The organism is Pseudomonas sp. NFACC14 (genome assembly GCF_900106885.1).
In the GTDB taxonomy this organism is placed as follows: Bacteria; Pseudomonadota; Gammaproteobacteria; order Pseudomonadales; family Pseudomonadaceae; genus Aquipseudomonas; species Aquipseudomonas fluorescens_AA.
The window spans coordinates 41,190-65,593 of sequence record NZ_FNOA01000005.1 but is presented as its reverse complement, the minus strand read 5'-3'; the positions used below and the strand labels follow the sequence as shown (position 1 = coordinate 65,593).

Sequence of the window (24,404 nt, the reverse complement as noted above, 5' to 3'; positions counted from 1 at the left end):
CAACGGGTCAGCGAGCGATCCGTTTCTCCAGGTAATGCTCTGGATACAACTGGGCGGACACCAACTCCTGAAAGGTATCGAAGCTGTTGGCCACGCTGTCGTCGAACACCTCATCGAAACCGGCGGCGCGCAGTGTGTCGCTATGTCGGGCAATGGTCTGAGGATCGTTTTCGGTGCAGATCTTGCCGCCGATATACACCCCGTCGGTGTGTTTGGTTTCGCTACGAATACGCCGCGCGAGTTCAGCGCCTTCGATGTAGCCATGGCCATTGACCGTGCTGACGACAACCATGGCGCTGGCGTGGCGGTTGAGCCGCGCGATCACTTCATCCATGGGCGTGTTCGGCCCCAGATTCTCGACGTTGTAGCCCATGTCCGTGAGCAGGAACTCCATGAACACCAGATTCCAGCTATGGGAGTCCGAAGGCACGGTGGTGAGCAGAGCGGTTTTGCTGAAAGTCATCGTTAAAGTCCCTTTTAAGTTGCTGTCCTGGTTGCGTAGTACGGGAGCGCCCGCTGAAAGTTGCGAAAGTTGGTGGTCACCGAGTTGATATAGCCCCAGGTCTCGGCGTAGTTCGTGGGAAAGGGTTTGGAACCTTCGATCCTGTCGCGTTCGCGGGCAGTGATGTAGTTCGGCCAGTCTTTGGATCGTGGGCGCCGGTGATGAAAGTCGTGACACGGTGTATCGCCGACCATCACAAACACTCGGACAAACAAGTGGAACGCCAGCATCTTGATCAGCCAAACGCTGATATGGGCGAAGCGTCGAACAGTTCCCGCCCCTTCGGGTATGCGCAGTTCTTCGCCGATGAATACGCCGGTGGTGCTCTCGCAAATGAAGTCGATGCCGCGCCGTTCCAGTACGTCCACGCTGGGCCAGGTGTGCTCGGCCGCCAGGCGAAATGTGGTGCTGATGTGGTAGCCGGCGAAGATCGGAATCACCCACGCCACGATGAACAGATCGAAATGGCCCAAGGCTGCCGACAGCAGTGCAAGGCCCGCCCAGAAGACCAGGGTCAATACTGCGACGCGGCGGTTTTCAGTCGTGGCGGTGCCTTTCAATCGGCCCCAGCACGAACGCAGCACGGCCAGTGGCGACAGCGCGGTCGAGACCAGTTTGGTCCACATGCTGGCGATGCTGTCGGACGGTTTCAACCCCACCACACTTTGCAGGTAGGAGAGGGTGTCATCATCGTCGGTCAGCAGCGTTTTCGAACTGTGATGCAGCGCGTGTTCGCGCTTGTAGGTATCGAAGGGCTTGAGCATCAGGACGCCGGAAATGATTCGGCCGATGGTCATATTGGTCTCGCGCGATTCGAAGACCATGTCATGGGCGCAGTTGTGGCAGATCATCACTTGCATCTGCTTGATGCCACCGGTGGCCAGGACAAAGCCCAACAGCCACAGCGCAATGCTGGCCTGCGAATAACCGATACCGGCCAACAGCGCGCCGCCGGCTATTAATCCCGCCGACACAACGATATGGTGGAACGGCTTCAGAGGTCGGACTTTATCGAGGTCTTCGGGCAGAGGCTTGGCTGTCAGCCAACTCAGAAACGGCTGCATGAACCCTGGAAGGGCGCGCATTGAGTTACGTATCATCCATGTTTCCTCTAGGGTTTTGCTCCATGCAAAAACTGTAACGTGGCCTCTGGATATTTCGAATAGAAATAGGTGGGGATCGATTTTCCATTTTTGGGTATGTCATCGACATGGATTGGGATGATCTGAAGGTTTTTATCTTCGTGGCTAAATCGAACAACGTGACCGAGGCCGGAATCTCGCTCAAGGTGTCGGCCTCGACGGTGTCGCGCAAGATCGCGGCGCTTGAGGAATCGCTCGGTACGGTATTGTTTTCGAAGAAGACCAACGGTTACTTCCTGACCGAAGCGGGAAGAGCGTTGCTGCCATTGGCACTGGAAACGGAAGAGCGTTTCAAACTGATCGAGCGGCAGATGTCGCAACCGGGTGATCGGATGGCGGGACAGGTGCGCATCGATTGTCCGGAACTGATGGGCACGCACTTGATCATTCCGCAACTCGCGGTATTCCAGGCTCAGCATCCCGAGATCAGCTTCGACTTCATTAACTCGGCGGTGTCGTCGAAACTCACGCAGAGCCACAGCGACATCATTATCCGCTTGCGCAGACCGGAGAACGGTAACTTCACCATGCGCCGGGTCGGGACCCTGATGCAGGGGCTTTTCTGCTCCCGGGCTTATGCCGATGCCAACGGTCTGCCGGCCGAACCCGCCGACCTCAAGCACCACAGCCTGATCGGCTGGACCGAAGAAATGTCGTATATGCCGCTCGCCCAATGGTTGAGCGAAATGACCGGAGACCAGAAGCTGTGGATGCGCGTTTCAAACCTGAATGCGCAGCTCAAGGCAGTCGAAGCGGATCTGGGGATTGCCGCGCTTCCCGTCTATGTCGGACACCAGTCCGGTCTGTGCCAGGTGTTGGCCAGTCACCCTGCTCGCCGCTCGGAAATCTGGTTGCTGCGCAATCAGGCGACCCAGGGTGTGAGCCGCGTTGATCGAGTGGTGGAATATCTGACGGAGCTGTTTCACGGCAAAGCGGTCGGTATGCACTGACGACCGTCTTACCGCGAGGTCATGGCACCAGAATCAATGAACCCTGGGTTTGGCGGTATTGCATGACGCAGTGGGCCTGGGCCGCCAGCGCGAGGGGGAAGTGCGCGATTGCCGGCAAACGAATCGCGCCACTGGCCACTGCTTGCAGCACCCGTTCGGCCGCGTGGGTCAATTCAGTGTCGCCGCCGATGTAGTGCTTCAACGACGGCCGCGTCACATGCAGCGAGCCCATTTGCCCGAGCCGGGACAGGTTGAAATCCGTCACGTCGCCCGAAGCATTGCCAAACAGCACGAGGTGGCCGCGCGGACGCAAACTCGCCAATGACAGCTCTACGGTATCTTTGCCGATAGAGTCGAACACGACATGGGCGCCTTTGCCATCGGTCAACTCACGGATCGACCCCAGTGTGTCTGGCGCTTCGGCATTGAGGGCCGCGATGCACCCCACATCCAGAACCTGACGGCGCTTGGCTTCGGTCGAAGCCAGACCTATCACGTGTACACCGCGAGCGACCAGCCAGCTTGTGGCAATGCTGCCCACGCCGCCCGCTGCCGCGTGCCACACCACAAAATCACCAGGCGCCAGCGGCACGCAGCGATGCGTCAGGTATTCGGCCGTCAGCCCTTTGAACATGACGCCTGCCGCGACTTCGCTCGGCACGCCATCGGGCAGGCGTATCGCCCGCGAAGCGCGAACGACCGCGTGACCAGCGTAGCTGCCGGTCGAGCTGTCGACGAAGGCCACTCGATCGCCAATGGCCAGGTTTTTCACCTGCGATCCACATTCGACGACACGCCCAGCACCTTCCATGCCCAAGCCCCGGGGGAAGGCTGAACCATCGTCCAGCGCGCCGGAGCGCCGATGCAGGTCGATGAAGTTCACGCCGGCGGCTTCGATGGCTACAGTGATTTCTTCAGGGCCGGTGGTACGCAACGGGTAGTTGCGCAATTCCATGACGTTGGGTGCCCCGGGGGCGGCGAAGACAATTCCGTGGGTCTGGGTCATGTGAGCCTCCTTAAAGCGGGCCGATGCGCAGGAAAATCCATACGGCAACCGCTATCAGCATCAGGCCGAACGCAGCGTTCTGAAACATCAGCAATTTGGGGCGGGACTGGATCAGTTTCTGCACAGTCGAACCCATCGACACCCAGATGACATGGGAGAAGAAGTTCAGCGAAATCAGTGCCGCACTGAGGATCAACACGACCGTGCTGCTGGTCTCGCCGGAAGGCATGAAGGTGGAAAACATCACCAGCAACATCACGATCCCTTGCACGTTGCCCAGTTGTATAACAATGCCGTCCCGAAATTGCAGGTGCATGGCCTTGTCGGTGGGCGCTTTCAGTGGACGACGCAACATGCGTACACCCAGCCACAGGATGTAGAAACTGCCCACCACTTGCAGCGCCCATACCAGCGTCGGATTGTTCATCAGCGTGTGATAAAGGCCTAAGCCGACCAGCACGGCGATCAGGAAGTAAGTAATGTCGAGCCCAACGATAAACCGCACCGAACGACGTACACCGCTTTGCGCACCCGACGTCGCCACCATCAAGTTGCCGGGACCCGCACTCAGGGTCAGCGGAACCATGGTCGATAGCCAAAGCAACCAGTTGATGCTGAAAATTTCTTGCATGTTGTCTTCCTTAAACACAACGCGGACTTAACTCCGGCAAGTCTAATTCGCAGTTGCTTCTAAGGTTATAGCGAAGAGCGCAAGGCGGTTTCCCATAAATGGGGGAAGCGTGGTGGGAAGGAGGGCGGTCGCCGTTGCCTTTAGGTGAGCCGAGGTTTCGAGAGGGCCAGGGTGAGGGGCAATTGAGGCGATATGCCGTTAATAAGCAATGATGCTGAGCTTTCGTAGGGTAAAGGGAGCGCGCCTGTCTGGAGTTAAGCGCGGTTTTGGTTCTGTAGAATACAAAAAACCCGTTTTCACGGGTTTTTTGTTAAGTCGCTGGCGGTTTAGCTCAGGATGTTTCTTTTTGAAATCAATCCCAGCTCAAAGCCCCACCCGTCTGATACTCAATCACTCGCGTCTCAAAGAAGTTCTTCTCTTTCTTCAAGTCCATGATCTCGCTCATCCAAGGGAACGGGTTAGTCGTGCCTGGATATTCTTCTTTCAGGCCAATCTGCGACAAGCGACGGTTGGCGATGAACTTGAGGTAGTCCTCCATCATCGCCGCGTTCATGCCCAGCACGCCGCGAGGCATGGTGTCGCGGGCGTATTCGATCTCCAGTTGCGTACCCTGCAGGATCATCTGGGTCGCTTCTTCCTTCATTTCGGCATCCCACAGGTGCGGGTTTTCGATCTTGATCTGGTTGATCACGTCGATGCCGAAGTTCAGGTGCATGGATTCGTCGCGCAGGATGTATTGGAACTGCTCGGCGACGCCGGTCATTTTGTTGCGGCGGCCCATGGAGAGGATCTGGGTGAAGCCGCAGTAGAAGAAGATGCCTTCCAGGACGCAGTAGTAGGCGATCAGGTTGCGCAGCAGCTCTTTGTCGGTTTCCGGGGTGCCGGTTTCGAACTTCGGATCGGAGATCGAACGGGTGTACTTCAGGCCCCAGGCGGCTTTTTTCGCGACCGATGGGATCTCGTGGTACATGTTGAAGATTTCACCTTCGTCCATGGCCAGCGATTCGATGCAGTACTGGTAGGCGTGGGTGTGGATCGCCTCTTCGAACGCCTGGCGCAGGATGTACTGGCGGCATTCCGGGTTGGTGATCAGGCGGTACACGGCCAGGACCAGGTTGTTGGCAACCAGGGAGTCAGCGGTGGAGAAGAAGCCCAGGTTGCGCATCACGATGCGGCGTTCGTCGTCGGTCAGGCCTTCCGGGTTTTTCCAGAGGGCGATGTCGGCGGTCATGTTGACTTCTTGCGGCATCCAGTGGTTTGCGCAGCCGTCCAGGTACTTCTGCCAGGCCCAGTCGTATTTGAAAGGTACGAGCTGGTTGAGGTCGGCGCGGCAGTTGATCATGCGCTTTTCATCGACGGCGACACGGGCTGAGGCGCCTTCGAGTTCGGCGAGGCCTTCGGCGACGTCGAGTTTGTCGAGGGCGGCCTTGGCGCGAATGATCGCGGCCGAGTCGCTGGCCGTCACGGCCCGGGCTTCGAGGGCGGCGGCACCGCCGGCGCTGTCGAGGCGGTCCATGTTGGCTTCAGAAGCGTGGCCGGCGTTGGCGCCTTTTACAGCAACTTCGCCGTCTTCTTTGTCGAATTCGTCCCAGCTCAGCATGACGTGTCGTCTCCTGCGTGAGGGCCAGATGCCCGATGAAGGCCTACTGGCCGCGATGGATCTTGAAAAATCGTTTGTTGCAGCAGCTGACGCAGGCAATAAACAGAAAAATGTACGGGTCGTTCCGAAGCGGCGCAGAACGCCGGGAGGCATTTGGCGCTGGCGTGGGCTTCAGGCAGCCTTGATCCCCTGTAAGGGAATATTGCAGGCCCGTTTGAGGCGGCATTATAAGGACTTTTTTGCCTACGTGCTGCGGCGAAATGGCTCACAGAAGGCATCGCGAAGGGCATATCCGCGTGGGAGCGAGTATTTACAAGGCTTTGGCCGCCGAAGATTTTTTTTGCCTGGGGCGAACGACGGTTGGTTTTGATCAAAAAACGAGCGTTTTTTGCGGTTTTGCACTACATGTTGTGTTTTGGGAGGGTTTTCAGCGGTTCCAGACACAACCAGGCCCGATCGAAACCGGGCCGTGGAAAATGCCAGTAATGATCAATCGGTACGGGCCGAACCGGTGCGGTCGTTGCCATCGGCTGCGACCGTGGTCGGGTCGGTGTGGTCGTGACCGTCGGTGGCGACCGTGGCAGCATCCGTGAGGTTGTAGCGGTCGATGGCGGCGGCGGAACCGGTGCGATCGAACCCGTCGGTGGCGAAGCTATTGGCGGCCAGTACGGACAGGGCCAAGGCGAAGAACAGTTTGCTTTTCATGGTGGTTGCTCCTGGTTCGTTCGAAGTCGATCAGCCGTTGGAGCAACCGGTCCCCATGACGCTGTAACGCAGGATATGGCGCTGGCCCTTGGAGTCGTCGTACTCCATCTTCGCCGGGACCACTTCGCAGACATTGGGGATGTCGCTCATGGAGATGACTTTGGCGATGTCCAGGTGAGTGGAGTAGGTGTACTCCTCAATGGCCGGTTTTTGCTGTGCGACATCGGTCGGGGCCTCATCCGCCATCGCGGTGGCGCACAGGCTGCCGAGGACCAGAACCCATAAAGCTTTCATCTGATTCACCTTTCTTGAGGTCGAGTGGGGTCACGCAACCTTTTTGGGGTTGCGTGTGGAGCAAGTATTGGAAGTTGGATTAACGGCCTTCGTGGGGGCTGTGTTGCGTTAATCGTGTTTGCCGGTTGGCGAGATGAATTTTAGGGAGTGGGGCTGGGCACAAAAAGCCTTGGTTTTGATAAACACTGTTGGTTGATCTGGTAATAATCGCTGCAGGTGGTGGGGTTGTCTGTGGCATCTATGTTGGAGGTGCTGCCGTCATCGCGAGCAAGCTCGCTCCCACTAGTACCGACATTTTGTAGGGACTTGTTACTACCATCGTCGAATGGTTCTATAGGCCCGCCCCGGGCTACAACGGGACCATACAAAAACAACTATGTCTCCGAGGTAAGAAAGATGAGTGCGGCTTCTCTGTATCCCGTTCGCCCCGAGGTTGCGGCCAGTACGTTGACTGACGAGGCGACCTACAAGGCGATGTATCAGCAGTCGGTCGTCAACCCGGATGGCTTCTGGCGCGAGCAGGCCAAGCGCCTCGACTGGATCAAACCGTTCACCACGGTGAAACAGACCTCCTTCGACGATCACCATGTCGACATCAAGTGGTTCGCCGACGGTACCTTGAACGTGTCCTACAACTGCCTCGACCGTCACCTGGCTGAGCGCGGCGATCAAATTGCGATTATCTGGGAGGGCGATGACCCGTCCGAGAGCCGCAACATCACCTATCGCGAACTGCACGAAGAAGTCTGCAAGTTCGCCAACGCCCTGCGTGGCCAGGATGTGCATCGCGGCGATGTGGTGACCATCTACATGCCGATGATCCCTGAGGCTGTGGTCGCGATGCTGGCCTGTACCCGGATCGGTGCGATTCACTCGGTGGTGTTCGGCGGCTTCTCCCCTGAAGCGCTGGCCGGGCGGATCATCGACTGCAAATCCAAAGTGGTGATCACCGCCGACGAAGGCGTTCGCGCCGGCAAGAAGATCCCGCTCAAGGCCAACGTCGATGACGCGCTGACCAACCCGGAAACCAGCAGCATCCAGAAAGTCATCGTGTGCAAGCGCACGGCTGGCAACATCAAGTGGAACCAGCACCGCGACATCTGGTACGAAGACCTGATGAAGGTGGCCGGTACCGTTTGCGCACCGAAGGAAATGGGCGCCGAAGAAGCGCTGTTCATCCTCTACACCTCTGGCTCCACCGGTAAGCCCAAGGGCGTGCAGCACACCACGGCCGGTTACCTGCTGTACGCGGCGCTGACCCATGAGCGCGTGTTCGACTACAAGCCAGGCGAGGTCTACTGGTGCACCGCCGACGTGGGCTGGGTCACCGGCCACAGCTATATCGTCTACGGCCCGCTGGCCAACGGTGCGACCACACTGCTGTTCGAAGGCGTGCCGAACTACCCGGACATCACCCGGGTGGCCAAGGTCATCGACAAGCACAAGGTCAATATCCTCTACACCGCCCCGACGGCTATTCGCGCGATGATGGCCTCGGGCACCGCCGCCGTCGAAGGCGCCGATGGCAGCAGCCTGCGCCTGTTGGGTTCGGTGGGCGAGCCGATCAACCCGGAAGCCTGGGACTGGTACTACAAGAATGTCGGCAAGGAGCGTTGCCCGATTGTCGACACCTGGTGGCAGACCGAGACCGGTGGCGTGCTGATCAGCCCGTTGCCAGGCGCCACGGCGTTGAAGCCAGGTTCGGCCACTCGCCCGTTCTTCGGCGTGGTGCCGGCGCTGGTGGACAACCTCGGCAACCTGATCGAAGGCGCCGCCGAAGGCAACCTGGTGATCCTCGATTCGTGGCCAGGCCAGGCCCGTACGCTGTACGGCGACCACGACCGCTTCGTCGACACCTACTTCAAGACCTTCAGTGGCATGTACTTCACCGGTGACGGCGCTCGTCGCGACGAGGACGGTTACTACTGGATCACCGGTCGAGTGGATGACGTGCTCAACGTGTCCGGCCACCGCATGGGAACGGCCGAGATCGAAAGCGCCATGGTCGCCCACCCGAAAGTCGCCGAAGCGGCGGTGGTGGGTGTGCCGCACGACATCAAGGGGCAGGGCATCTATGTCTACGTCACCCTCAATGCCGGCGAAGAAACCAGCGAGGCCCTGCGCCTGGAACTGAAGAACTGGGTGCGCAAGGAGATCGGTCCGATTGCGTCGCCGGATGTGATCCAGTGGGCACCAGGGCTGCCGAAGACCCGTTCCGGCAAGATCATGCGCCGCATCCTGCGCAAGATCGCCACGGCGGAATACGACGGGTTGGGTGATATCTCCACCCTGGCCGACCCGGGTGTGGTGGCGCACTTGATCGAGACGCACAAGACCATGAACGTTGCCTGACGGCGGTTTGTGACCTCAAGAAGCCCCGCCTGGCATTTGCCTGGCGGGGCTTTTTTGTGTGCGTCATATAGCCCTTGTGGCGAGGGTGTTCGAACGACCGCGGTGCCTGGCTTTGGGGCTGCTTCGCAGCCCAGCGGGAGCAAGCTCCCTCGCCACAGGTTCGGCGGATGAATAAATATCGAGGTTTGAAGTAGGAGGTGTCTGAGCGTTACCGGTGTTTCGAAATGTGTAACCAAAGGCGCCACAACGGGGCGATGTGAAACGCGAAGCCCCGTTACAGGGCGGCTCCGGACGTTCCGGAAAATAAGCCGACACGCTGTGCTTGCCGGATTAGAAGGGTTTGCGAATAATGGGCCCGCTATTTGCAGCATAGATCGGTTTCCCTTCTTTTGCTCTTGCATGAATTTGCGGGGCTGTCAATGTGCTCGGACCGCTTTCTCGGTGCTTCTGTAATTTGTTGTCGCATTGAAGAAATATCGGCTTCGGGCCTGTCGTTAGAATGCCGATCACTCGCTCGTCGTGGCTCGCGTCGGATAAACCGTGAGCTTCCCAGGACGCAGCACCCACGTTCGTTCCACCCATTCGCATATTGGGCTGTTGCTCACTCTGCCGTTTTTGCCCTTTACCGATGGAGTCCCAAGATGAAGAAACTTGTGCTGCTTGGCGCCCTGGCACTGTCCGTGCTGTCCCTGCCGACCTTCGCTGATGAGAAACCCCTGAAGATTGGTATCGAAGCGGCTTACCCTCCGTTCGCCTCGAAAGCCCCGGATGGCAGCATCGTCGGTTTCGACTACGACATCGGCAATGCGCTGTGCGAAGAAATGAAGGTCAAGTGCGTATGGGTCGAGCAAGAATTCGACGGCCTGATACCAGCGCTGAAGGTGCGCAAGATCGACGCGATCCTGTCGTCCATGTCGATCACTGAAGATCGCAAGAAGTCCGTTGATTTCACCAACAAGTACTACAACACCCCGGCCCGTCTGGTGATGAAGGCCGGTACCCAGGTCAGCGACAGCCTCGCCGAGCTCAAGGGCAAGAACATCGGCGTGCAGCGCGGTTCGATCCACGAGCGTTTCGCCCGTGAAGTCCTGGCCCCGCTGGGTGCCGAGATCAAGCCGTACGGTTCGCAGAATGAAATCTACCTGGACGTCGCCGCCGGCCGTCTCGATGGCACCGTGGCAGACGCTACCCTGTTGGATGACGGTTTCCTCAAGACCGATGCCGGCAAGGGCTTCGCATTTGTAGGCCCGGCCTTCACCGACGAGAAATACTTCGGCGACGGCATCGGTATCGCGGTTCGCAAGGGCGATGCGCTGAAAGACAAGATCAATGGTGCGATCACCGCCATTCGCGAGAGCGGCAAATACAAGCAAATCCAGGACAAGTACTTCGCTTTCGACATCTACGGCAAGTAACGACGTCCCGCCACTCGTGCGAAATGGCGCAAGCAACAGGATCTCTGCGGTTTGCGCCATTTTTTCATCCCACTTTCGAGGACCTGAATCATGTTGAAAGGCTACGGGGCTGTCATCCTCGATGGCGCATGGTTGACGCTTGAGCTCGCCTTGTCGTCCATGGCCCTGGCCATCGTCCTGGGTCTGATCGGCGTTGCGTTGCGCCTTTCTCCGGTGCGCTGGCTGGCGTGGCTGGGCGACCTGTATTCCACGGTCATTCGCGGCATTCCCGACCTGGTGCTGATCCTGCTGATTTTCTACGGTGGCCAGGACCTGCTCAATCGCGTGGCGCCGATGCTCGGCTATGACGACTACATCGACCTGAACCCGCTGGCGGCCGGTATCGGCACCCTGGGTTTCATCTTCGGTGCGTACCTGTCGGAGACCTTTCGCGGTGCATTCATGGCGATCCCCAAGGGTCAGGCCGAGGCGGGCATGGCGTACGGCATGAACGGCTTTCAAGTGTTCTTCCGGGTGCTGGTGCCGCAGATGATTCGCCTGGCGATTCCGGGCTTCACCAACAACTGGCTGGTATTGACCAAGGCCACCGCGCTGATTTCCGTGGTGGGCCTGCAAGACATGATGTTCAAGGCCAAGCAGGCGGCGGATGCCACTCGCGAGCCTTTCACCTTCTTCCTCGCAGTGGCGGCGATGTACCTGGTGATCACCAGTGTCTCGTTGCTGGCGTTGCGTCACCTTGAGAAGCGCTACTCGGTAGGCGTAAGGGCGGCTGATCTATGATCTTCGACTACAACGTCATCTATGAAGCCTTGCCGCTGTATTTCAGCGGCTTGCTGACCACCCTCAAATTGTTGGCCCTGTCGCTGTTCTTCGGCCTGCTGGCGGCGTTGCCCCTGGGGCTGATGCGGGTGTCCAAGCAGCCGATCGTCAACATGACGGCCTGGCTCTACACCTACGTGATCCGCGGCACGCCGATGCTGGTGCAGCTGTTCCTGATCTACTACGGGCTGGCGCAGTTCGCGATCGTGCGCGAAAGCTTCCTCTGGCCGTGGCTGTCCAGTGCGACCTTCTGCGCGTGCCTGGCGTTCGCCATCAATACCAGCGCCTACACCGCCGAAATCATCGCCGGTAGCCTGCGGGCCACGCCTAACGGTGAGATCGAAGCGGCCAAGGCCATGGGCATGTCGCGCTACAAGCTGTATCGCCGGATCCTGCTGCCGTCGGCCTTGCGTCGGGCGCTGCCGCAATACAGCAACGAAGTGATCATGATGTTGCAGACCACCAGCCTGGCCTCCATCGTGACCCTGATCGACATCACCGGCGCGGCGCGCACGGTGAATGCGCAGTATTACTTGCCATTCGAGGCTTACATCACGGCCGGTGCTTTCTACCTGTGCCTGACCTTCATCCTGGTGCGCCTGTTCAAACTGGCCGAGCGCCGCTGGCTGGGTTACCTGGCCCCGCGCAAGCACTGATAACGCATCGATCCGATCGACTGCTCAACGACTGACGTTTTGTGAGAACCGACCGCATGTACAAGCTTGAAGTCCAAGACCTGCATAAACGCTATGGCAGTCACGAAGTGCTCAAGGGTGTGTCCCTGAAGGCCGCCGCTGGCGATGTGATCAGCATCATCGGCTCCAGTGGCTCCGGCAAGAGTACCTTCCTGCGTTGCATCAACCTGCTCGAGCAACCCCATGCCGGCAAGATTCTGCTCAACAACGAAGAGCTGAAACTGGTCGCCGGCAAGGATGGCGCCATGAAGGCCGCGGACCCCAAGCAACTGCAGCGCATGCGTTCGCGGCTGTCGATGGTGTTCCAGCATTTCAACCTGTGGTCCCACATGACCGCGCTGGAAAACATCATGGAGGCGCCCGTGCATGTACTGGGTGTGGCCAAGGCTGAAGCGCGGGAGAAGGCCGAGCACTACCTGAACAAGGTCGGCGTGGCCCATCGCAAGGATGCCTACCCGGGCCACATGTCCGGCGGCGAGCAGCAGCGCGTGGCGATTGCCCGTGCGCTGGCGATGGAGCCTGAGGTGATGCTGTTCGACGAACCGACTTCGGCGCTGGACCCGGAGCTGGTGGGCGACGTGCTCAAGGTGATGCAGGCCCTGGCCCTGGAAGGTCGGACCATGGTGGTGGTGACCCACGAAATGGGCTTTGCCCGCGAGGTCTCGAACCAGCTGGTGTTCCTGCACAAGGGCATCGTCGAAGAAAGCGGCAACCCGCGTGAAGTGCTGGTCAACCCGCAATCGGAGCGCCTGCAACAATTTCTTTCGGGCAGCCTCAAGTAATCGCTCCCGTTACGCACCTGATTTGGGTCATGCTGCGCACCGCGCACCAGATGGTCTAATTTGGTTGCAGCCGCTTTTGGCTTTAACACTGTTTTCGCTTCGGATCGCCCGCCATGACTGCCCATCGAATAGGTTTCCTGATTTGGCCCAGCACTAAAGCCTTGACGCTGGCGCTGGCCGAGGAGGCCTTGCGTGTCGCTCAGCGGGTGCATCCGGATGTGGTCTACGAGCTGTCGTTCTTGCAGGCCGAGCCACCGGCTGCCGGCGCCTGGCAATTGCCGGGCGAGCCTTGGGCCGGCAAGCTCGAGGGGTTCCAGAAGCTGTTCCTGCTGGCCGATGAGCCGCCGACCGCACTGGCCTCGCCCCTGAGCAGCGCCCTCAAGCAACTGGTGCGTGCCGGTTGCGTGATCGGTGGTTTGTCGGCGGGTGTCTATCCCTTGGCCCAGCTGGGTTTGCTCGACGGTTACCGTGCCGCCGTGCATTGGCGCTGGCAGGACGACTTCTCCGAACGTTTCCCCAAGGTCATCGCCACCAGTCATCTGTTCGACTGGGATCGCGATCGCCTGAGCGCTTGCGGCGGCATGTCGGTGCTGGACCTGTTGCTGGCGGTCCTGGCCCGGGATCATGGTGCGGAGTTGGCCGGCGCGGTGTCGGAGGAGTTGGTGGTCGAGCGCATTCGTGAGGGCGGCGAGCGCCAGCGCATCCCGCTGCAGAACCGCCTCGGCTCCAGCCATCCAAAGCTCACCCAGGCAGTGCTGCTGATGGAAGCCAACATCGAAGAGCCGCTGACCACCGACGAAATCGCCCAGCATGTGTGTGTATCCCGTCGGCAACTGGAACGGATCTTCAAGCAATACCTCAATCGCGTGCCCAGCCAGTATTACCTGGAGCTGCGCCTGAACAAGGCCCGGCAGATGTTGATGCAGACCAGCAAATCCATCATCCAGATCGGCCTGTCCTGCGGTTTCTCCTCGGGGCCACACTTCTCCAGTGCCTACCGCAACTTCTTCGGCGCCACGCCGCGGGAAGACCGCAACCAGCGACGCAGCAGCAGCCCGTTCGAATTGTCCTCGGTGCCGTCCGAACGGGGCTAGGCGGCAAGGCTGCGGATAGGGCGGTCGACACAAAAAATTGTGGGAGCGAGCTTGCTCGCGATGGCGTCGGACCAGCCAGCATCGATGTTGACTGATACGCCGCTATCGCGAGCAAGCTCGCTCCCACAGGTGTTTTGTGTCTGGCAGCGGAAATGTGGAGGCGGGCGCCTCAAATCCACTGGCAACGTTTAAACTGCGCCTTTGCGACGCTATTTGTCGCATTGCCGTAAACCCGCGCAAAACGTGGGTTGGCGCTATAAGAAGTTGTCGCTTGGCGGCAAGGCCGGGCTGAAAACTGTCCTTACAATCCTTACCAAGCCCGCCAGTTCCAGGCGGGTGTTCCTCATCAGGAGACTCCGATGTCCGTTGAGCAAGCCGCGGTACAACGCGCCGATTTCGACCAGGTTATGGTTCCCAACTATGCACCTGCTGCCTTCATACCTGTGCGTGGTGCCGGTTCCCGCGTATGGGACCAATCCGGTCGTGAGTTGATCGACTTTGCTGGCGGCATTGCAGTCAACGTGCTGGGCCACGCCCACCCGGCGCTGGTCGGCGCCCTGACCGAACAGGCCAACAAGCTGTGGCACGTCTCCAACGTCTTCACCAATGAGCCGGCCCTGCGCCTGGCCCACAAGCTGGTCAACGCGACGTTTGCCGAGCGCGCGTTTTTCTGCAACTCCGGCGCCGAAGCCAACGAGGCCGCCTTCAAGCTGGCCCGTCGCGTTGCGTTCGATCGTTTCGGCAGCGAAAAATACGAAATCATCGCCGCGCTCAATAGCTTCCACGGTCGCACCCTGTTTACCGTCAACGTCGGTGGGCAGTCGAAGTACTCCGACGGTTTCGGGCCTAAAATCACTGGTATCACCCACGTTCCTTACAACGACCTGGCCGCGTTGAAAGCCGCTGTCTCGGACAAGACCTGCGCCGTGGTGCTGGAGCCGATCCAGGGCGAGGGCGGCGTGCTGCCGGCCGAGCAGGCCTACCTGCAAGGCGCCCGTGACTTGTGCGATGCCCACGACGCGCTGCTGGTGTTCGATGAGGTGCAGACCGGCATGGGGCGCAGCGGTCATCTGTTCGCCTACATGCATTACGGCGTGGTCCCGGACATCCTCACCAGCGCCAAGAGCCTGGGCGGTGGTTTCCCGATCGCGGCGATGCTCACCACCGAAGCCCTGGCCAAGCACCTGGTGGTCGGCACCCACGGCACCACCTATGGCGGCAACCCGCTGGCCTGCGCGGTGGCCGAAGCGGTGATCGATGTGGTCAATACGCCTGAGGTGCTCGGTGGTGTCAAAACCAAGCACGCCAAGTTCAAGGCGCGCCTGGAGCAGATCGGCGAGAAGTACGGCCTGTTCACCCAGGTGCGTGGCCTGGGCCTGCTGATCGGTTGCGTGCTGAACGATGCCTGGAAAGGCAAGGCCAAGGACATCTTCAACGCCGCCGAACAGGAAGGCTTGATGATCCTGCAAGCCGGCCCGGACGTGATTCGCTTCGCCCCGAGCCTGGTAGTGGAAGACGCCGACATCGACGCCGGCCTGGACCGCTTCGAGCGGGCCGCGGCGAAGCTGACCCAGGCCTGACGCTGAAGCTGGACCCCCTTGTGGGAGCGAGCTTGCTCGCGATGGCGTCGGACCAGCCAGTATCGATGTTGACTGGCACACCGCTATCGCGAGCAAGCTCGCTCCCATAGGGGGCTTGCTGCGGCTGAAAATCGAATACCGCGGCAGATGCAATGCGGACCCGCGTGTTCGTTTAGTTTTTTTCTGTGTGTCGACCTGAGGGTCGAACCCTTTATTTCAAGTTAAGGAGTGACACCATGCTGGTGATGCGCCCCGCGCAAATGGCGGATCTGGGCGAGGTACAGCGTCTGGCTGCGGACAGTCCGATCGGTGTCACTTCCTTGCCGGATGACGTGGAACGCCTGAGCGACAAGATCGCCGCAAGCGAAGCCTCGTTTGCCGCCGAAGTCAGCTTCAACGGTGAAGAGAGCTATTTCTTCGTCCTCGAAGACACCGCGACCGGCAAGCTGGCGGGCTGTTCGGCCATCGTCGCGTCGGCCGGTTATTCCGAACCGTTCTACAGCTTTCGCAACGAGACCTTCGTCCATGCCTCCCGTGAGCTGAAGATCCACAACAAGATCCACGTGCTCTCTCAATGCCACGACCTGACCGGCAACAGCCTGCTGACCAGTTTCTACGTGGTGCCGGAGCTGGTGGGCTCGCCATGGTCGGAACTCAACTCACGGGGGCGGCTGCTGTTCGTCGCCAGCCATCCGGAGCGGTTCGCCGATTCGGTGGTGACCGAGATCGTCGGCTACAGCGATGAGAATGGCGACTCGCCATTCTGGGACGCCATCGGTCGCAACTTCTTCGACCTCAACTACGCCGCCGCCGAGCGCCTGTGCGGGCTGAAGAGCCGTACCTTCCTCGCCGAGCTGATGCCCCATTACCCGATCTACGTGCCGCTGTTGCCGGATGCCGCCCAGGAAGCCATGGGCCAGGTGCATCCGCGGGCGCAGATCACCTTCGACATCCTGATGCGCGAGGGTTTCGAGACCGATCACTACATCGACATCTTCGACGGTGGCCCGACCCTGCATGCCCGCGTCTCGGGCATCCGCTCGATCGCCCAGAGCCGCGTGGTGCCGGTCAAGATCGGCGAACCGGTCAAGGGCGTCGGTCGCCAATACCTGGTGGCCAATGCCCAGTTGCAGGATTACCGCGCCGTGCTGCTCGAACTCGACTACGCGCCGGGCAAGCCGGTGACCCTGGATATGGAAGCGGCCGAAGCCTTGGGCGTTGGCGAAGGTGCCAGCGTGCGCCTGGTGGCGGTTTAATGAGTTTCGCGGGTGGCGCAAGCGGCCCGTTTGAGGAGATAGCATGATCGTTCGTCCCGTACGCAGCAGCGATTTACCCGCTCTGATCGCCCTGGCCCGCAGCACGGGCACCGGCCTGACCACCTTGCCGGCCAATGAAGAGCGCCTGGCCCATCGGGTCGGTTGGGCCGAGAAGACCTTTCGCGGCGAAGCCGGGCGCGGTGACGCGGACTACCTGTTCGTGCTCGAAGACGATGACGGTCGCGTGGTGGGCATTTCCGCCATCGCCGGTGCCGTGGGGCTGCGTGAGCCCTGGTATAACTTTCGGGTCGGCCTGACGGTCAGCGCTTCCCAGGAATTGAACATCTATCGGGAAATCCCGACCCTGTTCCTGGCCAACGACCTGACCGGCAATTCCGAGCTGTGCTCGCTGTTCCTGCACGCCGACTACCGCAATGGCCTCAATGGCCGGATGCTGGCCAAGGCGCGGCTGTTGTTCATCGCCGAGTTCCCGCAATTGTTCGGCAACAAGATCATTGCCGAGATGCGCGGCATGTCCGACGACAACGGCCGTTCGCCGTTCTGGGAAAGCCTGGGCCGGCATTTCTTCAAAATGGAGTTCAGCCAGGCCGATTACCTCACCGGCGTGGGCAACAAGGCGTTCATCGCTGAACTGATGCCCAAGTTCCCGCTGTACACCTGTTTCCTGTCCGAAGATGCCCGGGCCGTGATTGGCCAGGTTCATCCGGACACTGAACCGGCCTTGTCGATGCTCAAGAGCGAAGGTTTCAGCTATCAGGGTTACGTCGACATCTTCGACGCCGGCCCGGCGGTGGAGTGCGAAACCGGCAAGATCCGCGCGATTCGCGACAGCCAGGCGCTGGTGTTGGCCATCGGCACGCCGGGCGACGACGCCACGCCTTTCCTCATCCATAACCGCAAGCGCGAAGACTGCCGCATCACCGCTGCACCAGCGCGCTTCGCCGCAGGCACCCTGGTGGTCGATCCGCTGACCGCCAAACGTCTTCAACTCAATGCCGGCGACCAGGTGCGTGCCGTTGCGTTGTCCGCTGCCCGGGAGTCGAAATGATGAATTCGTTGTACATCGCAGGTAGCTGGCTGGAAGGCCAGGGCGACCTCTTTGAGTCGTTGAACCCCGTGACCCAGCAAGTGTTGTGGTCGGGCAACGGCGCCACGGCGGCGCAAGTGGAATCGGCGGTGCAGGCCGCGCGCCAGGCGTTCCCGGACTGGGCGCGGCGCTCGCTGGATGAACGCATCCAGGTGCTGGAAGCTTTTGCCGCGGCCCTGAAAAGCCACGCTGACGAACTGGCCCAGTGCATCGGTGAAGAAACCGGCAAGCCGTTGTGGGAAGCGGCGACCGAAGTGACCAGCATGGTCAACAAGGTCGCCATTTCGGTGCAGAGCTACCGCGAGCGGACCGGCGAGAAGAGCGGCCCCCTGGGCGACGCCACCGCCGTGCTGCGCCACAAGCCCCACGGCGTGGTCGCGGTCTTCGGCCCCTACAACTTCCCCGGTCACTTGCCCAACGGGCATATCGTGCCCGCGCTGCTGGCTGGCAACAGCGTGTTGTTCAAGCCGAGTGAGCTGACACCGAAAGTCGCCGAGCTGACGGTCAAGTGCTGGGTCGAGGCCGGTCTGCCGGCGGGTGTGCTGAACCTGCTGCAAGGCGCGCGGGAAACCGGTATCGCCCTGGCAGCGAACCCAGGTATCGACGGGCTGTTCTTCACCGGCTCCAGCCGCACCGGCAATCTGCTGCATCAACAATTTTCCGGGCGTCCGGACAAGATCCTCGCGCTGGAAATGGGCGGTAACAACCCGCTGGTGGTGGATGAGGTAGCGGACGTCGATGCGGCGGTCTACACCATTATCCAGTCCGCCTTCATTTCCGCCGGACAGCGCTGCACCTGTGCGCGCCGCCTGCTGGTGCCGGAAGGCGCCTGGGGCGATGCCTTGCTGGCGCGCCTGGTGGCGGTCAGCTCGACCCTTGAAGTCGGTGCTTTCGACCAGCAACCGGCGCCGTTCATGGGCTCGGTGATTTCCCTGGGCGCGGCGAAGGCGCTGATGGACGCGCAAAACCATTTGCTGGGCAAGGGCGCCGTGCCGCTGTTGGCCATGACCCAGCCGCAGCCCCAGGCGGCATTGCTGACGCCGGGTATCCTGGATGTGACGGCGGTGGCCGAGCGTCCTGATGAAGAGCTGTTCGGGCCGTTGCTGCAAGTGATCCGCTACACGGACTTCGCCGCGGCCATCGCCGAGGCCAACAATACGCAATATGGCCTGGCCGCCGGGTTGCTGTCCGATTCCCTGGCGCGTTACCAGCAATTCTGGCTGCAGAGCCGCGCCGGTATCGTCAACTGGAACAAACAGCTGACCGGCGCCGCCAGCAGCGCCCCGTTCGGCGGTGTCGGTGCCTCGGGCAACCATCGCGCCAGTGCTTATTACGCGGCCGATTATTGCGCGTACCCGGTGGCTTCCCTGGAGACGCCAAGCCTTGTCATGCCGGCTGCCCTGACCCCCGGTGTGAGAATGGTGTGAACCCCGATCGCGAGCAAGCTCGCTCCCACAGGGTCTTGCGCAATCCATGTGGGAGCGAGCTTGCTCGCGAAGGCCGCGATGCGGTTGTTATTTGATGCCTATAAAAAACAGATTCTCGTGGAGCCTCGCTGATGAAATCCTATGAAGTCAACTTTGACGGTCTAGTGGGGCCGACCCATAACTACGGCGGGCTCTCGTACGGCAACGTCGCGTCCCAGAGCAACAGCCAGCAGTCCTCCAACCCCAAGGAAGCGGCGTTGCAGGGCCTGGCGAAAATGAAAGCGCTGATGGACATGGGGTTCCAGCAAGGTGTGCTGGCACCGCAGGAGCGTCCGGACGTGGCGGCCCTGCGCCGGTTGGGCTTTGCCGGCAGCGATGCCCAGGTGATCCAGCAGGCCGCGAAAGAGGCGATGCCGCTGTTGGTCGCCAGTTGCTCGGCCTCCAGCATGTGGGTGGCCAACGCCGCCACCGTCAGCCCGAGTGCCGACACCGCCGATGGACGCGTGCATTTCACCGCCGCCAACCTGAACTGCAAGTACCACCGCAGCATCGAGCATCCGACCACCAGTCGTGTGCTGGGGGCCATGTTTGCCGACCAGCAGCACTTCGCCCACCACGCCGCGTTGCCGGCGGTGGCGCAGTTCGGCGATGAAGGCGCGGCTAACCACACCCGTTTCTGCCGCGCCTACGGCGAGGCCGGCGTGGAGTTCTTCGTCTTCGGTCGTAGCGCCTTCGACACCCGTTATCCCGCACCGCAGAAGTACCCGGCGCGCCAGACCCTGGAAGCCTCCCAGGCCGTTGCCCGCCTGCATGGGCTGCGGGAGGAGGGCGTGGTGTACGCCCAACAGAATCCGTCGGTGATCGACCAGGGTGTGTTCCACAACGACGTGATCGCGGTGGGCAATGGCGAAGTGCTGTTCTATCACGAGGACGCGTTTCTCGAGACCGACAGGATGTTGGCCGAGTTGAGCAGCAAACTCGCCAAGGTCGGTGGGAAGTTTCAGTCGGTGTGCGTGCCGCGTTCGGCGGTTACTGTCGATGACGCGGTACGTTCCTACCTGTTCAATAGCCAGTTGCTGTCGCGTCCCGACGGCTCCATGCTCTTGATCGTGCCGGAAGAATGCCGCAGCAACGAACGCGTCTGGCAATACCTGCAAGGCCTGACGGGCGCTGGCGGGATCATTCGCGAAGTGAAGGTCTTCGACCTCAAGCAAAGCATGCAGAACGGTGGCGGCCCGGCTTGCCTGAGGTTGCGCGTGGCCCTTAATGAAACCGAGCTGGCGGCCGTCAACCCAGGGGTTATCATGACCGCGCCGCTGTACGATTCGCTGACCCAATGGGTCGAGCGGCACTACCGCGACCGCATGACCGAAAATGACCTGGCAGACCCGCAGTTGCTGCTCGAATGCCGTGGGGCACTGGATGAACTGACACAAATCCTTAAACTTGGCGCGGTTTATCCTTTCCAGATCAATTGAAAGCGCGCGCGACCTGACTACAGTCAAAGCAGGGCGCGTTGCCTTATCCCCAGACGAGAACGTAAAGACATGAGCGATACCCTGCAGCTGATCCTTGAAGACACCGACGGCACCCAACTGGAAACCTCCTGCACCCGTGTCGCGGTGATGTGGCAAGGCAAGGAGTTGTGGATCCAGCAGGATGGCCGCGGTCAGTTGCTGATCGGCGTCGATGTCGAGGAAGGGGACGAGGAATACGCCAACCTGTTGTTGCGTCCATTGGCGACCAACCTGGTCAGCCTGCAACTGGAAATGGAACCGGCGGACGTCGGCGACGATGACCATGTCCATGGCCCGGATTGCGGCCACGACCACTAAGGAAACCGCGCTATGCTCGCCCTCGGCAAACTGCTTGAACTGACCCTCGCCGGCCGTGAACCGGCGGAGAAGACTCAACTGACTGTCGAAGGCGTACGGATGCGCTGGTTGAGCGAGGGCGCGCTGGAGGTCAAGCCACCCGAAGCCCGGGATAACGGCCTGGACCTGCTGCTGTCGGCTGGTATCCACGGCAATGAAACCGCGCCGATCGAATTGCTCGACCGCCTGCTGCACGACATTGCCCGTGGCGACCTGAAGCCGCGGGCACGCATTCTGTTCCTGTTCGGCAACCCCGAGGCCATCCGGCGCGGTGAGCGTTTCGTCGAGCAGGACGTCAACCGGCTGTTCAATGGTCGCCATGAGCTCAGTGGTGGTCCTGAAGCGCTGCGGGCCTGCGAGCTGGAGCGGCTGGCCGCCAGTTTCTTCAGTCGGCCGGAGCGCAGCCGCTTGCATTACGACCTGCACACCGCCATCCGCGGCTCGAAGATCGAGCAATTTGCCCTGTACCCATGGAAGGAAGGCCGCGCGCATTCACGCCGTGAGCTGGCACGCCTGCGTGCCGCGGGCATGGAGGCGGTGTTGCTGCAGAACAAGCCGTCCATTGTCTTCAGTGCCTACACCTACGATCAGCTCGGCGCCGAGTCCTTCACCCTGGAGCTGGGCAAGGCCCGGCCCTTCGGGCAGAACGAGGGGGTCAACGTCAACCTGCTGGAAACCCGCCTGCAACAGATCATCGAAGGCAACGAGCCTGAGCTGGACGAAGGGTTGGATGGCCTGCAGCTGTTCAGCGTGGCGCGGGAAATCATCAAGCACAGCGACGGCTTCCGCCTGAACCTGCCGGCGGATATCGAGAACTTCTCCGAGCTTGAAAAAGGTTATGTGCTGGCCGAGGACATCGCCCAGACCCGCTGGGTGATCGAAGAGGAGGGTGCCCGGATCATCTTCCCGAACCCCAAGGTCAAGAATGGCTTGCGGGCCGGGATCCTGATCGTACCGGCGACTGACGAAAACCTGGCCTGAAACCTACACCGAACCATTGTGGGAGCGAGCTTGCTCGCGATGGCGGTGTTCCAGTCAATGTTGCAGGTGGCTGGTACTCCGTCATCGCGAGCAAGCTCGCTCCCACAGGTTTTTTAGTGGTTTTAGACCGCTACCGCCCGCTGTTCACTGCGACGCAACGCCCGGGTCTTGTGCAAGGTATCGGCGCAAGTCTTCGCCGCTTCCTGGCCCTTGTGCACGAAATGCTCGAAGAAGAATTTCTGATGTTCTTCCCCGGCATGGAAATGATGCGGCGTGAGCACCACCGAGAACACCGGCACTTCGGTTTCCAACTGCACCTGCATCAGGCCGCTGATCACCGATTGGGCGACGAACTCGTGACGGTAGATGCCCCCGTCCACCACCAGGCCGGCGGCGACGATGCCGGCGTAGCGGCCTGACTTGGCCAGCAGCTTGGCGTGCAGCGGAATCTCGAAGGCGCCGCCGACTTCGAAGAAGTCGATGTCGCTTTCCTGGTAACCCTGGATGATCATTTCGGCGACGAAGCCTTTACGGCTCTGGTCGACGATTTCCTTGTGCCAGCAGGCCTGGATGAACGCGACGCGCTCGCCCGGATGACTTTTGCTTTTGCTGTCGATTGCAGTGGGTTGCATGTTCTGGTTCCTGTTTGTGTGAAAAACAGGGCGTCATGAATCGAAGGGGATTCGAGGGTACGCCGCGCACTGACAGTCGCAGTCGGCCCTTGGGTGCCAATCCCGTTCTCTCTTCATCCGGACTATGACCGTCGGCCCCGGGATCACACCGGGTCTGCTGACCTTGCCGCTACACCCCAAAAAAAGCGGTGTACCACCAAGCGCTCGCGGGCTATGCACGTTGCGTGCAATTACCGCCGGTGGGGAGTTACACCCCGCCCTGAGAACGTTTTGCCGTCATGGTTTTTGGCAGCGGGGGGATTTTTAACACATAACCTACTGTGGGAGCGAGCTTGCTCGCGATAGCGGTGGTTCAGCTTGCGTTGATGCTGGATGCGCTGCCGCCATCGCGAGCAAGCTCGCTCCCACAGGCGTTCTGGATAATCTTCAGGCTTTCCGTCGATCAGTCTTGATTATTCTTCACCATGCCCGCAGTAATTGCCCTTCGAAAGGGAATTCCCCCACCAGCACCAGAGGCCAGATTCATGAGTGTTATCGATCTTCGTAGCGACACGGTCACCCAACCTACCGCCGGCATGCTGGATGCCATGGCCAGCGCGCCGACCGGCGATGATGTGTATGGCGAAGACCCGACCGTCAATCGCCTCGAAGCCGAACTGGCTGCGCGCCTGGGCTTTGCCGCGGCGATGTTCGTGCCCACGGGCACGATGAGCAACCTGTTGGGGTTGATGGCCCACTGCGAGCGCGGCGATGAGTACATCGTCGGCCAGCAGGCCCACACCTACAAATACGAGGGCGGCGGTGCGGCGGTGCTCGGTTCGATCCAGCCCCAGCCTCTGGAGGTGCAGGCGGATGGATCCCTGGACCTGGCGCACGTCGCCGCGGCGATCAAGCCCGATGACTTTCACTTTGCCCGCACTCGCCTGCTGGCCCTGGAAAACACCATGCAGGGCAAGGTGCTACCCTTGGAATATCTGGCCCGGGCCCGGCGTTTCACCCAGGAACATGGCCTCGCCCTGCACCTGGACGGGGCGCGGTTGTACAACGCCGCGGTCAAGTTGAATGTCGATGCCCGGCAAATCACGCAACATTTCGATTCGGTGTCGGTGTGCCTGTCCAAGGGCCTTGGCGCTCCGGTGGGCTCGGTCCTGTGCGGCAGCGTCGAGTTGATCGGCAAGGCTCGCCGGCTGCGCAAGATGGTCGGTGGCGGCATGCGCCAGGCCGGGATCCTCGCGGCAGCCGGGCTGTATGCCCTGGAGCATCAGGTCCAGCGCCTGGCCGATGACCACGCCAACGCCCAGCGGCTTGCCGAGGGCCTGCGCGGGGCGGGTTACGAGGTCGAGCCGGTGCAGACCAACATGGTCTACGTACAAATGGGTGAGCGGGCCGAGGCGATCAAGGCGTTTGCCGATGAGCGGGGCGTCAAGCTCAGCGCGGCGCCACGCCTGCGAATGGTGACGCACATGGACGTGAGCGCGGCGCAAATCGACCAGGTGGTCGCCACTTTCGTCGAATTTTCTCGCCAATGACCCGCTAACCGGGGCAATTGACAGTTTCTA

24 protein-coding genes and 1 riboswitch are annotated in these 24,404 nt (G+C 60.7%); of the genes, 16 read left to right on the top strand and 8 right to left on the bottom strand.

Translation table 11 applies throughout. The features are described 5' to 3' along the window. Positions 1 to 7: 7 nt before the first annotated feature. Both BLU85_RS10380 and BLU85_RS10375 read right to left on the bottom strand, forming a co-directional pair. Positions 8 to 463 (bottom strand): cobalamin B12-binding domain-containing protein, encoded by a 456-nt coding sequence (locus BLU85_RS10380; protein ID WP_092201644.1) that lies wholly within the window; start codon positions 461 to 463, stop codon positions 8 to 10. A gap of 14 nt (positions 464 to 477) precedes the next feature. Next, on the bottom strand, positions 478 to 1,602 hold the full coding sequence (locus BLU85_RS10375) for a fatty acid desaturase (protein ID WP_170847595.1): 1,125 nt from the start codon (positions 1,600 to 1,602) through the stop codon (positions 478 to 480). A gap of 110 nt (positions 1,603 to 1,712) precedes the next feature. Here BLU85_RS10375 and BLU85_RS10370 point away from each other — a divergent pair, with 110 nt between their 5' ends. After that, on the top strand, positions 1,713 to 2,594 hold the full coding sequence (locus BLU85_RS10370) for a LysR family transcriptional regulator (protein WP_092201648.1): 882 nt from the start codon (positions 1,713 to 1,715) through the stop codon (positions 2,592 to 2,594). 19 nt (positions 2,595 to 2,613) lie between these two features. Here BLU85_RS10370 and BLU85_RS10365 read toward each other — a convergent pair whose 3' ends face one another. The 3 genes from BLU85_RS10365 to BLU85_RS10355 form a co-directional block, all read right to left on the bottom strand. Beyond that, a complete protein-coding gene (locus BLU85_RS10365; protein ID WP_256572861.1) occupies positions 2,614 to 3,600 on the bottom strand; it encodes a quinone oxidoreductase family protein in 987 nt (328 codons plus the stop codon). Positions 3,601 to 3,610: 10 nt separating this feature from the next. Further along, positions 3,611 to 4,231 (bottom strand): LysE family translocator, encoded by a 621-nt coding sequence (locus BLU85_RS10360; RefSeq protein ID WP_092201650.1) that lies wholly within the window; start codon positions 4,229 to 4,231, stop codon positions 3,611 to 3,613. 352 nt (positions 4,232 to 4,583) lie between these two features. Further along, complete coding sequence (locus tag BLU85_RS10355) at positions 4,584 to 5,831, bottom strand: ribonucleotide-diphosphate reductase subunit beta (RefSeq protein WP_024776511.1); 1,248 nt, start codon at positions 5,829 to 5,831, stop codon at positions 4,584 to 4,586. Positions 5,832 to 5,859: 28 nt separating this feature from the next. On the opposite strand from BLU85_RS10355, the gene BLU85_RS30470 reads away from it, so the two are divergent. Continuing rightward, positions 5,860 to 6,201: a hypothetical protein gene (locus BLU85_RS30470; RefSeq protein WP_139207957.1), complete on the top strand. Its 342-nt coding sequence runs from the start codon at positions 5,860 to 5,862 to the stop codon at positions 6,199 to 6,201. A 119-nt stretch (positions 6,202 to 6,320) separates the two neighbouring features. On the opposite strand, the gene BLU85_RS10350 is transcribed toward BLU85_RS30470, so the two are convergent. Together BLU85_RS10350 and BLU85_RS10345 are read right to left on the bottom strand one after the other, a co-directional pair. After that, positions 6,321 to 6,536: a hypothetical protein gene (locus BLU85_RS10350; RefSeq protein ID WP_092201652.1), complete on the bottom strand. Its 216-nt coding sequence runs from the start codon at positions 6,534 to 6,536 to the stop codon at positions 6,321 to 6,323. Between the two features lie 30 nt (positions 6,537 to 6,566). After that, positions 6,567 to 6,830 (bottom strand): DUF2790 domain-containing protein, encoded by a 264-nt coding sequence (locus tag BLU85_RS10345; RefSeq protein ID WP_092201654.1) that lies wholly within the window; start codon positions 6,828 to 6,830, stop codon positions 6,567 to 6,569. Between the two features lie 396 nt (positions 6,831 to 7,226). On the opposite strand from BLU85_RS10345, the gene acs reads away from it, so the two are divergent. The 13 genes from acs to astE all read left to right on the top strand — a co-directional run bounded on the left by acs (position 7,227) and on the right by astE (position 22,213). Then, on the top strand, positions 7,227 to 9,182 hold the full coding sequence (gene acs, locus BLU85_RS10340) for an acetate--CoA ligase (protein ID WP_092201656.1): 1,956 nt from the start codon (positions 7,227 to 7,229) through the stop codon (positions 9,180 to 9,182). Positions 9,183 to 9,823: 641 nt separating this feature from the next. Next, on the top strand, positions 9,824 to 10,597 hold the full coding sequence (locus BLU85_RS10335; RefSeq protein WP_092201658.1) for an ABC transporter substrate-binding protein: 774 nt from the start codon (positions 9,824 to 9,826) through the stop codon (positions 10,595 to 10,597). A 90-nt stretch (positions 10,598 to 10,687) separates the two neighbouring features. Continuing rightward, positions 10,688 to 11,377 carry an ABC transporter permease gene (locus BLU85_RS10330; protein ID WP_014339811.1) on the top strand — a complete coding sequence of 230 codons (690 nt, stop codon included), beginning with the start codon at positions 10,688 to 10,690 and terminating at the stop codon, positions 11,375 to 11,377. Then, entirely contained in the window at positions 11,374 to 12,072 is a 699-nt protein-coding gene (locus BLU85_RS10325; protein ID WP_060741005.1) for an ABC transporter permease, read from the top strand. Before BLU85_RS10330 ends, BLU85_RS10325 begins: the two co-directional genes overlap by 4 nt. A 56-nt stretch (positions 12,073 to 12,128) precedes the next feature. Continuing rightward, positions 12,129 to 12,893 (top strand): ABC transporter ATP-binding protein, encoded by a 765-nt coding sequence (locus tag BLU85_RS10320; protein ID WP_053124413.1) that lies wholly within the window; start codon positions 12,129 to 12,131, stop codon positions 12,891 to 12,893. Positions 12,894 to 13,006: 113 nt separating this feature from the next. Next, positions 13,007 to 13,987, top strand: a complete 981-nt coding sequence (locus BLU85_RS10315) for a GlxA family transcriptional regulator (protein ID WP_060741007.1) — start codon at positions 13,007 to 13,009, stop codon at positions 13,985 to 13,987. Between the two features lie 359 nt (positions 13,988 to 14,346). Next, the gene (locus tag BLU85_RS10310; RefSeq protein WP_060741008.1) at positions 14,347 to 15,567 is read left to right on the top strand and encodes an aspartate aminotransferase family protein; all 1,221 of its coding nucleotides are present in this window, start codon (positions 14,347 to 14,349) and stop codon (positions 15,565 to 15,567) included. A gap of 236 nt (positions 15,568 to 15,803) precedes the next feature. Further along, on the top strand, positions 15,804 to 16,823 hold the full coding sequence (aruF, locus tag BLU85_RS10305; protein WP_092201660.1) for an arginine/ornithine succinyltransferase subunit alpha: 1,020 nt from the start codon (positions 15,804 to 15,806) through the stop codon (positions 16,821 to 16,823). A gap of 43 nt (positions 16,824 to 16,866) precedes the next feature. Beyond that, on the top strand, positions 16,867 to 17,892 hold the full coding sequence (gene astA, locus BLU85_RS10300) for an arginine N-succinyltransferase (RefSeq protein WP_092201662.1): 1,026 nt from the start codon (positions 16,867 to 16,869) through the stop codon (positions 17,890 to 17,892). Further along, positions 17,889 to 19,358: a succinylglutamate-semialdehyde dehydrogenase gene (gene astD, locus BLU85_RS10295; protein ID WP_170847596.1), complete on the top strand. Its 1,470-nt coding sequence runs from the start codon at positions 17,889 to 17,891 to the stop codon at positions 19,356 to 19,358. The genes astA and astD overlap by 4 nt, the downstream gene beginning before the upstream one ends. Positions 19,359 to 19,489: 131 nt before the next feature. Continuing rightward, the gene (gene astB, locus BLU85_RS10290; protein ID WP_092201666.1) at positions 19,490 to 20,836 is read left to right on the top strand and encodes an N-succinylarginine dihydrolase; all 1,347 of its coding nucleotides are present in this window, start codon (positions 19,490 to 19,492) and stop codon (positions 20,834 to 20,836) included. Between the two features lie 69 nt (positions 20,837 to 20,905). After that, entirely contained in the window at positions 20,906 to 21,193 is a 288-nt protein-coding gene (locus BLU85_RS10285; protein ID WP_003178862.1) for a hypothetical protein, read from the top strand. Between the two features lie 12 nt (positions 21,194 to 21,205). Next, the gene (gene astE / locus BLU85_RS10280; protein ID WP_092201668.1) at positions 21,206 to 22,213 is read left to right on the top strand and encodes a succinylglutamate desuccinylase; all 1,008 of its coding nucleotides are present in this window, start codon (positions 21,206 to 21,208) and stop codon (positions 22,211 to 22,213) included. A gap of 122 nt (positions 22,214 to 22,335) precedes the next feature. On the opposite strand, the gene BLU85_RS10275 is transcribed toward astE, so the two are convergent. Next, complete coding sequence (locus BLU85_RS10275; RefSeq protein ID WP_024618891.1) at positions 22,336 to 22,845, bottom strand: 6,7-dimethyl-8-ribityllumazine synthase; 510 nt, start codon at positions 22,843 to 22,845, stop codon at positions 22,336 to 22,338. Positions 22,846 to 22,945: 100 nt separating this feature from the next. After that, positions 22,946 to 23,116, bottom strand: a riboswitch (FMN riboswitch). Between the two features lie 253 nt (positions 23,117 to 23,369). Between BLU85_RS10275 and ltaE the strand changes: the two genes are divergently transcribed. After that, positions 23,370 to 24,374: a low-specificity L-threonine aldolase gene (ltaE, locus tag BLU85_RS10270; RefSeq protein ID WP_092201670.1), complete on the top strand. Its 1,005-nt coding sequence runs from the start codon at positions 23,370 to 23,372 to the stop codon at positions 24,372 to 24,374. Positions 24,375 to 24,404: the final 30 nt, after the last annotated feature.

Excerpts from the sequence above, each read along its gene's own strand:
- astB (WP_092201666.1), top strand. The coding sequence starts at position 19,490 with ATGAAATCCTATGAAGTCAACTTTGACGGTCTAGTGGGGCCGACCCAT.
- BLU85_RS10330 (WP_014339811.1), top strand. The coding sequence starts at position 10,688 with ATGTTGAAAGGCTACGGGGCTGTCATCCTCGATGGCGCATGGTTGACG.
- BLU85_RS10380 (WP_092201644.1), bottom strand. The coding sequence starts at position 463 with ATGACTTTCAGCAAAACCGCTCTGCTCACCACCGTGCCTTCGGACTCC.
- BLU85_RS10345 (WP_092201654.1), bottom strand. The coding sequence starts at position 6,830 with ATGAAAGCTTTATGGGTTCTGGTCCTCGGCAGCCTGTGCGCCACCGCG.
- acs (WP_092201656.1), top strand. The coding sequence starts at position 7,227 with ATGAGTGCGGCTTCTCTGTATCCCGTTCGCCCCGAGGTTGCGGCCAGT.
- ltaE (WP_092201670.1), top strand. The coding sequence starts at position 23,370 with ATGAGTGTTATCGATCTTCGTAGCGACACGGTCACCCAACCTACCGCC.
- BLU85_RS10325 (WP_060741005.1), top strand. The coding sequence starts at position 11,374 with ATGATCTTCGACTACAACGTCATCTATGAAGCCTTGCCGCTGTATTTC.
- BLU85_RS10320 (WP_053124413.1), top strand. The coding sequence starts at position 12,129 with ATGTACAAGCTTGAAGTCCAAGACCTGCATAAACGCTATGGCAGTCAC.
- astE (WP_092201668.1), top strand. The coding sequence starts at position 21,206 with ATGCTCGCCCTCGGCAAACTGCTTGAACTGACCCTCGCCGGCCGTGAA.
- BLU85_RS10275 (WP_024618891.1), bottom strand. The coding sequence starts at position 22,845 with ATGCAACCCACTGCAATCGACAGCAAAAGCAAAAGTCATCCGGGCGAG.
- astA (WP_092201662.1), top strand. The coding sequence starts at position 16,867 with ATGATCGTTCGTCCCGTACGCAGCAGCGATTTACCCGCTCTGATCGCC.
- BLU85_RS30470 (WP_139207957.1), top strand. The coding sequence starts at position 5,860 with ATGCCCGATGAAGGCCTACTGGCCGCGATGGATCTTGAAAAATCGTTT.
- BLU85_RS10365 (WP_256572861.1), bottom strand. The coding sequence starts at position 3,600 with ATGACCCAGACCCACGGAATTGTCTTCGCCGCCCCCGGGGCACCCAAC.
- BLU85_RS10370 (WP_092201648.1), top strand. The coding sequence starts at position 1,713 with ATGGATTGGGATGATCTGAAGGTTTTTATCTTCGTGGCTAAATCGAAC.
- aruF (WP_092201660.1), top strand. The coding sequence starts at position 15,804 with ATGCTGGTGATGCGCCCCGCGCAAATGGCGGATCTGGGCGAGGTACAG.
- BLU85_RS10360 (WP_092201650.1), bottom strand. The coding sequence starts at position 4,231 with ATGCAAGAAATTTTCAGCATCAACTGGTTGCTTTGGCTATCGACCATG.
- BLU85_RS10335 (WP_092201658.1), top strand. The coding sequence starts at position 9,824 with ATGAAGAAACTTGTGCTGCTTGGCGCCCTGGCACTGTCCGTGCTGTCC.
- BLU85_RS10310 (WP_060741008.1), top strand. The coding sequence starts at position 14,347 with ATGTCCGTTGAGCAAGCCGCGGTACAACGCGCCGATTTCGACCAGGTT.
- BLU85_RS10355 (WP_024776511.1), bottom strand. The coding sequence starts at position 5,831 with ATGCTGAGCTGGGACGAATTCGACAAAGAAGACGGCGAAGTTGCTGTA.
- BLU85_RS10375 (WP_170847595.1), bottom strand. The coding sequence starts at position 1,602 with ATGATACGTAACTCAATGCGCGCCCTTCCAGGGTTCATGCAGCCGTTT.
- BLU85_RS10285 (WP_003178862.1), top strand. The coding sequence starts at position 20,906 with ATGAGCGATACCCTGCAGCTGATCCTTGAAGACACCGACGGCACCCAA.
- BLU85_RS10350 (WP_092201652.1), bottom strand. The coding sequence starts at position 6,536 with ATGAAAAGCAAACTGTTCTTCGCCTTGGCCCTGTCCGTACTGGCCGCC.
- astD (WP_170847596.1), top strand. The coding sequence starts at position 17,889 with ATGATGAATTCGTTGTACATCGCAGGTAGCTGGCTGGAAGGCCAGGGC.
- BLU85_RS10315 (WP_060741007.1), top strand. The coding sequence starts at position 13,007 with ATGACTGCCCATCGAATAGGTTTCCTGATTTGGCCCAGCACTAAAGCC.